Source organism: Inhella gelatinilytica (assembly GCF_016093295.1).
GTDB lineage: Bacteria > Pseudomonadota > Gammaproteobacteria > Burkholderiales > Burkholderiaceae_C > Inhella > Inhella gelatinilytica.
Map to the genome: position 1 here is coordinate 1 of NZ_JAEDAL010000003.1, position 12,243 is coordinate 12,243.

Genomic DNA, 12,243 nt, shown 5'->3' on the forward strand with positions numbered 1-12,243 from the left:
CATGACCCACTCCTGGTGTGCTGAGGAACATTCCCCAGCCCCAAGACTGGCCACTCTGCGGGCCCCGCACAAGCCAAAACCCCAAAGCCAAACGCGGTGACCGCCCCTCTGAGGCAGCCACCGCGTCTGCGGTTTAGTTCAACGTGTTGTAGGGCTCATCAGCCCGCCGCTTATCACGGCGCCTGTGCCCCGAATCGGGTGCATCGTTGCTGCTTGAAGTCCTGGATCCATCGGATGTTTTCCGTGGTTGGGCTGTGGTGCCATCCGGCACTAAAACTTCCGGCAAAAGCGGCGCTTGTTACACATTCGATGCCAAGCGCCGCTGGCCTTTAGATGGCTTCGGTGCGGCGCAGCAGCCAGTCTTTGGCGGCGCCGCTGACGCGGGGCAGCAGGCGCTCGCGCACGGTGGCGTGGTAGCGGTTGAGCCAGTCGATCTCGTGCGCTTGAAGCAGGCTGCGCTCGATGGGGCGGGTGTCGATGGGGCAGAGGGTGAGCGTCTCAAACGCCAGCATCTCGCCAAAGGCGCCGTTCTCCGCGGTTGGCAGCGGCACGTTGAGCACGAGGTTTTCGATGCGCACGCCCCACTGGCCGGGGCGGTAGAGGCCGGGCTCGATGGAGGTGATCATGCCGGGCTCCATGGCCATGCTGGGGTCGGGCAGGCCTTTGGAGATGTTCTGCGGGCCTTCGTGTACGCCGAGGTAGTAGCCCACGCCGTGGCCGGTGCCGTGGCCGTAGTCCAGGCCGGCTTCCCAAAGCGGTGCGCGGGCGATGGCGTCCAGCATGGGGCCCAGGGTGCCGCGCGGGAAGCAGGTGCGGGAGAGCGCAATGGTGCCGCGCAGCACGCGGGTGTAGTCGGCCTTTTGCTCCGCGGTGACTTCGCCCAGCGCCCAGACGCGGGTGATGTCGGTGGTGCCGGCCAGGTATTGGCCGCCGGAGTCGATCAGCAAGAGGCCATTGGTGCCCAGGGCCGCGTGGCTTTCCGGCGTGGCGCGGTAGTGGGGCAGGGCGCCGTTGGCTTGCCAGCCGGCGATGGTGGCGAAGGAGAGGCCTTTGAACCCGGGTTGGCGGGCGCGGGCGGCGGTCATGCGCTCGTCCACGGTCAGTTCGGTCCAGGCCTCGCCCGCGGCCAGAGCGGCTTCAAACTCGGCATAGAACTCGCACAGGGCGGCGCCGTCGCGTTCCATGGCGTCGCGCACGTGGGCGGCGTCGGCGGCGCTCTTGCGGCTCTTGGCCTGGGTGCTGGGGTTGATGGCTTCGACCACGCGCACGGCCTGGGGCAGGCTGTTGCGCACGCCGTAGGTCACGCGCTTGGGGTCGAGCAGCACGGTGCTGCCGGCGGGCAGGGCGGCCAGCACGACCGTGGCTTGTTCGTAGGGGCGCAGGTGCACGCCCTCGGCGGCGAGCTGGGCGTTCAGGGCGGCGTCCACCTTGCCTTCGGCCATGAAGAGCTGGGCCTGCTGCGTGTCCACCAGCAGGTGGCCGATGAAGACGGGGTTGTAGTCCACGTCGCTGCCGCGCAAGTTCAGCGTCCAGGCCAGATCGTCCACGGTGGAGATCAGGTGGTGCGTGGCGCCGGTCTTCTTCATGGCGGCGCGCAGTTCACCCAGCTTGTCGGTGCGCGTGCGGTCCACCCAGGGGGCGTCCAGCGCCACCACGGGGGCGGTGGGCAGGCCGGGGCGGTCGGGCCAGATGCTTTCGAGCGCACTTTGGTCGTGCACGAGGGCGATGCCCTGGGCGGTCAGGGCCTTGAGCAGGGCTTGGGCAAACGCGAGGCCAAGCACGTGGGTGTCCACGGCGAGCTTGTGGCCGGAGCTCAGGTGTTGCGTCAGCCACTCGATGACATAGCTCGGTGCGGCGGTGGGCACGCGCACCAGTTCGATGCCGCTGCCGGCCAGCTCGGCCTCGGCCTGCGTCCAGTAGCGGCTGTCGGCAAACAGTACGGCGCTGCGCTCGGTCACGACCAGGGTGGCGACGGAACCCGTGAAACCGGACAACCACTGCCGCGCCTGCCAGCGCTCGGGCAGGTATTCAGACAGGTGGGGGTCGGCCGAGGGCACGAGCAGGGCCTGGCAGCCGGTGCGGGCCAGGGCCAGGCGCAGTTCGGCCAGGCGTTGGGTCACGGGGGAGGTGCGGGTGTCCATGGGCAGTCCGTAGGCTGGGGTCAAGCAACCCACGATTGTGGCCGGGGACGGCGGGCTCGCCATCCGTCATGGGCTTGGTCGCTGTGACGCCCTGCTCAGAGCTCGGTGCGCAGCGCCCAGAGCTCGGGGAACAGCACCACGTCCAGCATCTTGCGCAGATAACCCACGCCCGAGGTGCCCCCGGTGCCGCGCTTGAAGCCGATGACGCGCTCGACGGTGGTGACGTGGCGGAAGCGCCAGAGCCGGAACGCGTCTTCCAGGTCCATCAGCTCCTCGCCCATTTGGTACAGGTCCCAGTGCTGCTGCGGCTCGCGGTAGACCTGCAGCCACGCGGCTTTGACACCCTCTTGCGCGGCGTAGGGCTGGGTCCAGTCGCGCTCCGTGGCGGCGCTGGGCAGGGCCAGCCCCCGGCGGGCCATGAGGCGCAGGGTCTGGTCGTACAGCGAGGGCGCTTCAAACGCGGCTTGCACGGCGGCCAAGCGCTCGGCGTGGTGGGCGTGCGGCTTGAGCATGGCCGCGTTTTTGTTGCCCAGCATGAACTCGATCTGGCGGTACTGGAAGCTCTGAAACCCACTGCTCGGGCCGAGGTAGGGCCGGATGGCGCTGTACTCGGTGGGCGTCATGGTAGACAGCACGTCCCACGCATGGACCAGTTGCTCAAAGATGCGGCTCACGCGGGCCAGCATCTTGAAGGCTTCGGGCAGGCGGTCTTCGGCCACGCAGGTGGTGGCGGCTTGCAACTCGTGCAGGGCGAGCTTCATCCAGAGCTCGCTGGTCTGGTGCTGCACGATGAAGAGCATTTCGTCGTGCGCGGGCGAGAGCGGCTTTTGCGCGCTCAGCACCTGATCCAAGCCCAGGTAGTCGCCATAGCTCATGGCCTGCGAGAAATCGAGCTGCGCCCGCTCCTCGTGGACGATGTCTTCGGGTTTGGGGGCGTGCGGGCAGCTCATCAAGTCACCTTGTTTTGTTTTTGGAATTCGGGGGCGCGCCAGGCCTCGGTGGCCAGGATGTCGGCCAACTGCGTGACGGCGTCAAACGCATCCGCAAAGCGGGTGTAGAGCGGGGTGAAGCCAAAGCGCAGCAGGTGCGGCTCGGCCTCCAGGCGGCGCGGGTCGCCGGCGCGGAAGTCGCCCACCACGCCGCGGGCGATCAGCGCCTGCATCACCGCGTAGGCGGCGCCGCTGAGGTCGCCATTCAAGGCCAAGGAGACCTGGCTGCCCCGTTGGGCGCTTTCCTTGGGCGTGACGATGCGCGCCTGCGGCACGCGGGCCTCGACCTCGTCCATGAAGAGCTGGGTCAGCGCCAGCGACTTGCTGCGCAGCGCGGCCATGCCGCCGAGCTTTTGCGCCTGTTCAAACACCTCAAGGCCCGATTCCAGCGCCGTCATGGCCAGCACCGCGGGCGTGCCGCATTGGTATTGCTGGATGCCGGCCGCGGGTTGGTAGAAGGGGCTGAAGGCAAAGGGCTGGGCATGGCCCAGCCAGCCCGACAGGGGCTGGTAGCTCAGCCCATGGTGGCGCGGGTGCACCCACACAAAGGCTGGGGCGCCGGGGCCGCCATTCAGGTACTTGTAGCCACAGCCCACGGCGAAGTCCGCCGCGCTGCCCAGCAAATCCACGGGCACAGCGCCGGCACTGTGGGCCAGGTCCCAGATGGTGAGCGCGCCGGCCTGCTGCGCCCAGCGCGTGAGCAGGGCCATGTCGTGCATGCGCCCGGTGCGGTAGTGCACGTGGGTCAGCATCAGCACGGCGCAGCGCTCGTCCAGGTGGGCGGGGATTTCGTCGGGCGTATCCACCAGCACCAACTCACCCCCATGGGCGCGCACCACAGAGTCCGCGATGTAGAGGTCGGTGGGGAAGTTGCTGCGCTCGCTCACCACCTTTTTGCGCTGGCCTTGTTGCAGCGAGAGCGCGGCGTGCAGCACCTTGTAAAGGTTGATGGAGGTCGAGTCCGCCACCAGCACCTCGCCGGTGCGGGCGCCCACCAGCGGGGCCAGCTTGTCGCCCAGGCGGCGCGGGGCGTCGATCCAGCCGGCCTTGTTCCAGCTCTCGATCAGGTCGCTGCCCCACTCCTGCTCGATGGCGCGGCGCACACGCTCGGCCGTGGCTTTGGGCAGGGCGCCCAGCGAGTTGCCGTCCAGGTAAATCTTGCCCTCGGGCAGTTGGAACAGCTCATGCAAGGGGGCCAGGGGGTCCTGTGCATCGAGTTGCAAGGCGTCATCACGGGTCATGGCATCACTCCAAAGAACGCAGCACCGCACGCACCGGGGAGGCACAGGCCCCCACCCAGCGCAGCGGCAGGGCAATTAGCTCGTAGTCGCCCTCGGGCACCTCGTCGAGCACCAGGTTTTCCAGCACCCGCAGATCATGCGCGCGCAGCTGCTGATGGGCATCCAGGGTTTTGCTGATCGCCGGGTCCACCGAGGCGGTGTCGATGCCCACCAAGCGCACGCCGCGCTCGGCCAGCCAGGCGAGGGTTTCGGGCGCGTAGGCCGTGAAGTCCTCGCGCCAGACGCGGTCGGCTTGCTGGGCGGTGCGTACCAGCACGCGCGGCGGCAGGTCCACACTGGCATGGGCCAGATGCTCGGGGCGAATCAGCGCGCCCACACCGATGGCGTGAATCACCCGGCAGGGGCCCAGGTAGGCGTCCAGATCGACCGCGTCAATGGCTGGGGCGCCGTCGGCGTAGTGCAGGGGGGCGTCGGCATGGGCGCCCACGTGCGGGCTGGTGGTGACGGCGCTCAGGTTCACCGGACATTGCGGTGAGCGGCGCGCGGTCCATTCGAGCGCAAAGGGTTGGTCCCCCGGGAAGATGGGGGCATCGGCGCTGACAGGCGGGGAGAGATCCCAAAGGCGGCGTTTTGGCATGGGCGCGCACCATAGCGAGGGTTGAGGGGGCGTGGTGTCGGTTAAATCTGACACCGCACGCGCCTTATCGTCTCTGAAGCTGCGTTACCCGCCAAGCGGTGTGGTGTGCAGGATCCTGAGTGCATCGTCGCGATTGGCAGCCAAGCCATTGGTCCATTCGCTGGCCAAGCCCTGTCGCGCCAAGTCCGGCAGCAACTGGGCCCGCACAAAGGCCGATTGGCCGTAGCGCGTGATGCGGCGGTAATGCTGCTGCGCCACCCGGGCCACAAAGGCGGTGTAGGGCTCGGCGAGCTCGGGCGCGAGTTCAAAGCCTTCGTAGTTGACGACGCCGTCCACCCGCTGGGAAAGGGTTTCGAGCTTGGCTTCAATTGCGGTCTGAAGGGCCGCCAAGTCCTCAAGGGTGCGGATCTGAAGGTGCGACAGGTCCAGGAACAACACGCCGTGCTGGGCATCGAACACCAGGCGCTGCGCCAACGGACGGCGCAGCAAGCGCTCGCGCAGGGCGAGGGGCTCGGGGGCGAAGAGTGCGGCCTCCATGGGGCGCAGATCGGGGCTGAGGGCCGGGCGAAAGTCCATCAGGGCCAGGACGTCCCGTTCCACATCCAGGCCCGGGGCGACTTCGATCAGCTCCAAGCCCGTGGGGGTGAGGCGCAACACGCAGCGCTCGGTCACGTACAGCACCGGCTGGCCGCGCGCCGCCGCATGCGGCCCGCTGAAGGTTCGGTGCTCCACGGCGCGCACAAATTTGCGCACGCCATCGCCCCCAAACTGCCCGGTGAACACCAGGCGCTTGGCCGCCTGCGAGATGTTGATGAAGCCCCCCGCGCCCGCCAGGCGCGACCCAAAGCGGCTGACGTTCACGTTGCCCTCGGCATCGCACTGCGCCAGGCCCAAAACCGCCAGATCCAGGCCGCCGCCGTCGTAGAGGTCGAACTGGTAGGGCTGGTCAATGACGGCCTGCGTGTTGACCGCCGCGCCAAAGTTCAAACCCCCGGCCGGGATGCCGCCAATCACGCCAGGCTCGGTGCTGAGGGTGATCAGGTCAATCACTCGCTCCTCGGCCGCCACGGCGGCCACGCCTTCGGGCACGCCGATCCCGAGGTTCACCAACTCCCCGGCGCGCAACTCCAGCGCTGCGCGGCGGGCGATCACCTTGCGGGCGCCGGGGGGCAGCGGCGTGAGTTGCGTCAGGGGCACGCGCAGGTGGCCGGCAAAGGCCGCGGAGTAGGGCGTGGCAAAGGTCTGCAGGTGCTCCTCCGCCCGCTCGGCCCGGACCACGCAGTCGACCAACACGCCCGGCACCTTGACCTCCCGCGGGTGCAGGCTGCCGCGCTCGGCCACCTGCTCCACTTGGGCGATGACGATGCCGCCGCTGTTGTGCACCGCCATGGCCAGGGAGAGGGTTTCCAGCGTCAGCGCTTCACGCTCCAGCGTGAGGTTGCCGTCCAGGTCTGCCGTGGTGGCGCGAATCAGCGCGACGTGGATGGGAAAAGTCTTGTAAAGCAGCAACTCCTCGCCGGCCAGCGTCATGCGCTCGACCAGGGTCTCTTGCGTGCGCTCGTTGAGTTTTCCGCCGCCGTGCAGCGGGTCCACAAAGGTGCCGAGGCCCACGCGCGTCAGGTGGCCCGGGCGGTGCGCGGCGATGTCGCGGTACAGGTGGGTGATGACCCCTTGCGGCAGGTTCCAGGCCTCGATCTCGCCGGCCACGGCCAGCTGCTGCAGCTTGGGCACCAAGCCCCAATGCCCGCCAATCACCTGGGCCACCAGGCCCGCGTGGCCCAAGTGGTTGAGCCCGCGCTCGCCCCCGTCTCCTTGGCCCGCGGCATACACCAGGCGCAGGTTGCGCGGCTGGCCCGTGGATAGATACCGCCGCTCCAGCGCCAGCGCCAGGGTTTCGGCAAAGCCAATGCCCACAAAGCCACTCGTGGCCACGGTGTCCCCGTCGCGCACCAAGGCCAGGGCCTCGTCGGCCGTGACCAGCTTGCCGCCTTCGTAGGCACGCAAGCCCTCCAAGAGTTCACGCGGTGTGTGGGGCATGGGGGCTCCAAAGGCGGGGGAATCCGCCGGTGGGCCCAGCTTAGCGGCCGGGTGGACCGCCGCCCTTGACGTGGCTCAGTCCCGGAATTGGGGCGGCGCGCCGCGCCCCGCCATCAAGGCCTTCATCAGGTCCTCAGACAGTAGCAGGCCAGCATTCCAACTGGCAATTTGCTGCAAGCCATCGGCCACGCTGTGGTCGCGGGCGTAGTTCAGGGCCTGTTTGCTGCCGCGCACGGCCAGCGGGGATTTGGCTGCGATTTGCTGGGCCAGCGCCAGCACCCCAGCGTCGAGCGCTTCGCGGTCATCGAACACGCGCGTCACCCAGCCGCACTGCAGGGCTTCGGGGGCCGCCATCTCGCGCCCGGTGTAGGCCAGCTCCCGCACCAAGCCTTGGTGGCCGATCAGCTTGGGCAGGCGCTGCAGCGTGCCCACGTCGGCGACCATGCCGATGTCGATCTCTTTGATGGCGAAGTGGGCGTCGGCGCTGCAGTAGCGCAGGTCGGTGCAGCACAACAGGTCCACGCCGCCGCCCAGGCAGGCGCCGTGCACGGCGGCGAGGATGGGTTTGCGGCAGCGCTCCAGCGCGCTCAGGCAGTCTTGCAGCTCCAAGATGAGGCCGTGCAGCTTCTCGCGCACGCGGGCTTCGCAGTCGTCTTGGATTTGCTGTTGCAGGCCCATCATCATCTTGAGGTCGATGCCCGCGGTGAAATGCGGCCCCTCGGCGCGCAGCACCAGCGCCCGCACCTCGGGCGTGCGATCGGCCCATTGGGCGGCAGCCCGCAACTCCTGCCACATCGGCCAGTTCATGGCATTGGCCTTGTCGGGCCGGTTCAGGCTCAACACGGCGACGGCGCCGTCCAGGCGCAGCGCCAGGGTCTCAAAGGGGGGCAGGGTGGGCTCGGTCATGGGGGATCCTCAGGGGACTGGGGCGGCGCCATCATCCCGTGCGGGCGGGTCGATGGCGGCCGCTTTCCTGGGGGCAGCTCTCAAGCCCCCATGCGGGCTTTGCCGGTGGTGTAGCGCTCCACCCAAGCCAGGAACTCACCGTACCAAAGCTGGCTGTTGCGCGGTTTGAGCACCCAGTGGTTTTCGTCCGGGAACCACACGAGGCGGGCCGGCACACCGCGGGCTTTGAGGGTGTTGTAGTAGGCCAGACCCTGGGCGTCGGGCACGCGGTAATCGAGTTGGCCGTGGATCACCAACGTGGGCGTGACGGCGTGCTGCACCACGGCGTGGGGCGATTGGGCATCCACCTTGGCCGGGTCCTCCCAGTAAGCGGCGCCCAGTTCCTGCGGGAACCAGGTGTAGCCGTCGGTGGCGAACATGCCCTGCCAGTCAAAGCAGCCTGCGTGGCAGATGTAGGCCTGATAGCGCCCTGGCGCCACGCCGCGGCCGGTGTGGCCGTTCATCCAGGCCACCATGTAGCCACCGTAGCTGCCGCCACTGGCGCAGATGCGTTTCTTGTCGATCCAGCGCTGCCGCAGCAGCCAGTCGGTGCCGGCCTCCACGTCTTGCAGCTCCAACTGGCCCCAGCGGGCGTTGATGCTGCTCTTAAAGGCGTTGCCGAAGCTGGAGGAGCCGTGGTAGTTCACGCAGGCCACCACCTGACCGGCATTGGCGAACACCTGGTGGTTCCAGCGCCAGTGCCAGCTGTCCCCAAAGGCGGTGTGCGGCCCGCCGTGGATGACCTGCAGCGCCGGCCACTTTTTTTTCTTGTCGAAGTCCGGCGGGTAGACCAGCCACATCTGAACCGGGTCGCCCTCGGCGCCGTCAACCCACACCTCTTCGTGGGCGCCGAAGCGGTGGGCGGCCAGCGCGGCATCGTTCAGGGCCTCCATGCGCTCGGGGCCTTGCTCGCCGAGTACCGACAGGCGGGGCGGGAACTGCACGCTGTCGTGCAGCACCACCACCACGCCCGCCTGAGCATCAAAGCTCGCCGCGTGCCCCCCTTCGAAGAGCACGGCGGGCTCGCCCGCGGAGGCTGGTAGCGCCCATTCCCAGAGGTGCTGGCGGCCGTGCTCCTCGGCCATGAAGCGCAAGGCCAGGTCGTCTTCCCGCCAGCGCAGCGGAGCGGTGACTTCGCGGTCCCACTCGCTGCTCAGCACCGCCCACTGGCCCCGGTCGTCCAGCACAGCCAGCTGCGCGGGTGCCGTGTGGCTGCGCCCCCGCTCACTGGCGATGAAGGCCAGGTGGCGGCCCGCGTGGCTGTGCCGGGGCGCGTCGAAGTCCCAGCCCGCGACCTGCAACAGCGTGCGCAGCGCGCCGGTTTTGACGTCGATTTCACCCAGCGCAAAGCAGTTTTCACTGCGCTTTTCTTCGGCGGGGTCGAACGCGAACACGATGCGCCGACCATCGGGGCTGATGTCAAAACTGTGCGCGCCGGGTTCTTTCCAGTCCAGCGAATGCTCGGAGCCTTCCATCAGGTCGCGCACGCGACCGGTGCGCAGGTCCAGCACATGCAGGTGCGGCACGCGGCCCATGGGGATGTGGTGGTCCCAGTGGCGGTACATCAGCTCGTCCGTCACATAGGCAGAGGTCTTGCGCGCCTTGAAGGCCGCAAGCGCCTCGGCTTGTGCCTTGGCCCCGCGCAGGCCGGGCCAGACCCAGGAGATGAAGGCAATGCGCTGGCCGTCCGGGAACCAGCGGAAGGCCTCGACCCCTGTCGCCACCGTGGCGGCGCGCTGGGCCTCGCCGCCATCCGGGGCGATCAGGTAGAGCTGCGGTTCTTCGTCCTTGCTGCCGCCTTGTTCGCGCTTGGCCATGAAGGCGATGCGCTCCCCGGTCGGGCTCCATTGCGGGGCGCTGTCCTTCTCGCCCGCCTCGGTCAGGCGCCGCGGCTCACCCCCGAGCGTGGAGAAGAGCCACAGGCTGCTCTGGGCCTTGTTCGCCTCCATGTCGTAGCGCGTCACCGCGGCCACGGCCTGCGCCCCATCCGGGCTCAGCGAGGGCTCGCCAATGCGGGCGAGGGCCCACAGGGCGTTGACATCAAAGGGGGCGGCGGGCGTGACGGTGCGCGGCATGGCAGGGCCTCAAAGGGATGAGCCGCGCAGTTTGGCAGGTTCGGTGGTCTCCCGTGGCGCTGGATGTTGCGATTGGCGGCGGGTGGCCAAGATCATCGAGCCGTACGCTTCACGTCTCGGCCGCGGCACCCAGGCGTTGCACCAAGAACTCCACCGCCACCCGCACCTTTGGGATTTGGTAGCGCGTCTGCAGGTAGAGCAAATAGATCCCCGACTCCACACCGCGGCCGACGGACACCGGCTGATCGAGCGTGACGGGGACCAACTCGCCGGTGCGCAGGTGGCGCTCCAAACCCCACTCCGACAGCAGCACCAAGCCGCGGTGCCGGCAGGCCATCGCGATCAGGCTGGCGCCATCGTTGCTGATGAAGGCCGGCGTGACGGGCAGTTCGCGCCAACCGTCTTCGTCCAGCCCTTGCCACTTGATCACGGCGTTCGGGCCGCGGTACATCAGGGCGCGATGGGATGTCAGGTCGTCGAGGGTGCGCGGGGTGCCCATCGCTTGTAGGTAGGTGGGCGATGCGGCCAGGATGAAGCGGTTGGGGTCGAGCCGACGCGCCACCACCCGGTCTTGCGGCTGGCGGCCGCCGCGGATGGCGATGTCGATTTGGTCACGCCCCAGGTCCACCAGGGAATCGCTCAGGTGCACGTCCAGCAGGATATCCGGGTAGCGCTCTGAGAACTCTTGCAACGCGGGCATCAGCAGCAGTTGGCCGTAGCTGGGCATGGCGCTGATGCGCAGGGTGCCACTGGGGGTGCTGCTGCGCTGGCCAACCAGCTCTTCGGCGTCGTGCAGTTGGGCCATGCCGGCGCGGACTTGCTCCACGTAAAGCGCACCAAGTTCGGTCAGCCGCACCGTGCGCGTGGTGCGATGCAGCAGTTCAACGCCCAACTCGGCCTCCAGGTCGGAGATGCGGCGCGAGATCGACGAGGCCGGCACCCCGAACGCCTTGGCGGCGCGGGAGAAGCTGAGGGTGTCCGCCACCCTGACGAGGTAATTCAGTGCGCGCAGTTTGTCCATCGCTCGGCCCTTTGGCGGCTCAAATTTGCTGATTTGACAAAAGATTTTGCCGAATACGCCGTATTCCGTCTTGAACGAGTCTTCCCTAGCATTCAACCCATCGACAGCCACTCGCCACACGGCGCCAAGGAACCCGACATGACCACGATGCTCAAAGCCCAATACGCCGAACGCGGCCCGATCCCGCAAGCGGTGATCGCCCCCGTGCCGTTCGAGCGCCCCGTGTTGTCCCAGGGCCAGGCCCTGGTGGCCGTGCTGGCTGCGCCGATCAACCCGAGCGATGTCTTGATGCTGACCGGCCAGTACGGCCTGTTGCCGCCGTTGCCCGCCGTGGGGGGCAGTGAGGGCGTGGGCCGCGTGGTAGAGCTGGGGCCCGACACGCAAGGCCCCGCCATCGGGCAGACCGTGTTGCTGCCCGCCGGTGCCGGCACCTGGGCCACCCATGTGGTGGCCCCCGCGGCCCGATTGATCCCATTGCCCAACGAAGCTGACCCCCAGCAACTGGCCATGCTCACGGTGAACCCGCCCACGGCGTCCCTGCTGCTGAGCGAGTTTGTGGCCCTGCAACCGGGCGACTGGGTGATCCAGAACAGCGCCAACTCCGGTGTGGGCAGCTACGTGGTGCAGCTGGCCAAATTGCGCGGGCTGAAGACGGTGAACATCGTGCGCCGCGAATCGGCCGTGGCCGGTGTGCAGGCGCAGGGGGGTGACGTGGTGCTGGTCGACGGCGACGATCTCGCCGAGCGCGTGAAGGCCGCCACGGGCGGCGCCGAGATCCGGCTGGGCATCGATGCCGTGGGCGGCAAGGCCACGATGCGACTCGCCGGCGCTCTGGCCGAGAGCGCAACCATCGTGAACTACGGGGCACTCGGTGGCGAGGCCTGCACCGTGTCGCCGCGCGAACTGGTGTTTCGCGACGTGACCCTCAAAGGGTTCTGGCTGGCCCGCTGGTTCCGCACTACACCGCAGGCCACACAGTACGCGCTACTGACCGAGTTGGCCGGGCTGATCGCCGCCGGCAAGCTCCGCACGCCCATCCAGGCGACCTATGACGTGGCGCAGATCCAGGAAGCGATCACCGCCGCAACGGCGGACGAGCGGCAGGGCAAGATCTTGATCACGCCGGCGCACGGCTGAGCGTGCGGCCCCTTGGCGAG

The 12,243-nt window shown here is 68.3% G+C and carries 9 protein-coding genes; 1 reads left to right on the top strand and 8 read right to left on the bottom strand.

What is annotated here, in order from left to right; translation table 11 throughout:
- Positions 1 to 329: 329 nt before the first annotated feature.
- From I7X43_RS07905 to I7X43_RS07940, 8 genes are all read right to left on the bottom strand, one after another.
- Entirely contained in the window at positions 330 to 2,141 is a 1,812-nt protein-coding gene (locus I7X43_RS07905) for an aminopeptidase P family protein (RefSeq protein WP_198100701.1), read from the bottom strand.
- A gap of 95 nt (positions 2,142 to 2,236) precedes the next feature.
- Positions 2,237 to 3,091 carry a tryptophan 2,3-dioxygenase gene (gene kynA, locus I7X43_RS07910; protein WP_198100401.1) on the bottom strand — a complete coding sequence of 285 codons (855 nt, stop codon included), beginning with the start codon at positions 3,089 to 3,091 and terminating at the stop codon, positions 2,237 to 2,239.
- Positions 3,091 to 4,371 carry a kynureninase gene (gene kynU / locus I7X43_RS07915; RefSeq protein ID WP_198100402.1) on the bottom strand — a complete coding sequence of 427 codons (1,281 nt, stop codon included), beginning with the start codon at positions 4,369 to 4,371 and terminating at the stop codon, positions 3,091 to 3,093. The genes kynA and kynU overlap by 1 nt, the downstream gene beginning before the upstream one ends.
- Before the next feature lie 4 nt (positions 4,372 to 4,375).
- Complete coding sequence (gene kynB, locus I7X43_RS07920; RefSeq protein ID WP_198100403.1) at positions 4,376 to 5,008, bottom strand: arylformamidase; 633 nt, start codon at positions 5,006 to 5,008, stop codon at positions 4,376 to 4,378.
- A gap of 84 nt (positions 5,009 to 5,092) precedes the next feature.
- Positions 5,093 to 7,045, bottom strand: coding sequence for an acyl CoA:acetate/3-ketoacid CoA transferase (locus I7X43_RS07925; RefSeq protein ID WP_198100404.1), 1,953 nt, complete (start codon positions 7,043 to 7,045; stop codon positions 5,093 to 5,095).
- A 75-nt stretch (positions 7,046 to 7,120) separates the two neighbouring features.
- Positions 7,121 to 7,951, bottom strand: a complete 831-nt coding sequence (locus I7X43_RS07930; protein WP_246480278.1) for a crotonase/enoyl-CoA hydratase family protein — start codon at positions 7,949 to 7,951, stop codon at positions 7,121 to 7,123.
- A gap of 80 nt (positions 7,952 to 8,031) precedes the next feature.
- The gene (locus I7X43_RS07935) at positions 8,032 to 10,065 is read right to left on the bottom strand and encodes a S9 family peptidase (RefSeq protein WP_198100405.1); all 2,034 of its coding nucleotides are present in this window, start codon (positions 10,063 to 10,065) and stop codon (positions 8,032 to 8,034) included.
- A gap of 109 nt (positions 10,066 to 10,174) precedes the next feature.
- Complete coding sequence (locus I7X43_RS07940; protein ID WP_198100406.1) at positions 10,175 to 11,086, bottom strand: LysR family transcriptional regulator; 912 nt, start codon at positions 11,084 to 11,086, stop codon at positions 10,175 to 10,177.
- Between the two features lie 138 nt (positions 11,087 to 11,224).
- Between I7X43_RS07940 and I7X43_RS07945 the strand changes: the two genes are divergently transcribed.
- A complete protein-coding gene (locus I7X43_RS07945; protein ID WP_198100407.1) occupies positions 11,225 to 12,223 on the top strand; it encodes a zinc-dependent alcohol dehydrogenase family protein in 999 nt (332 codons plus the stop codon).
- The last annotated feature ends 20 nt before the right edge of the window (positions 12,224 to 12,243 follow it).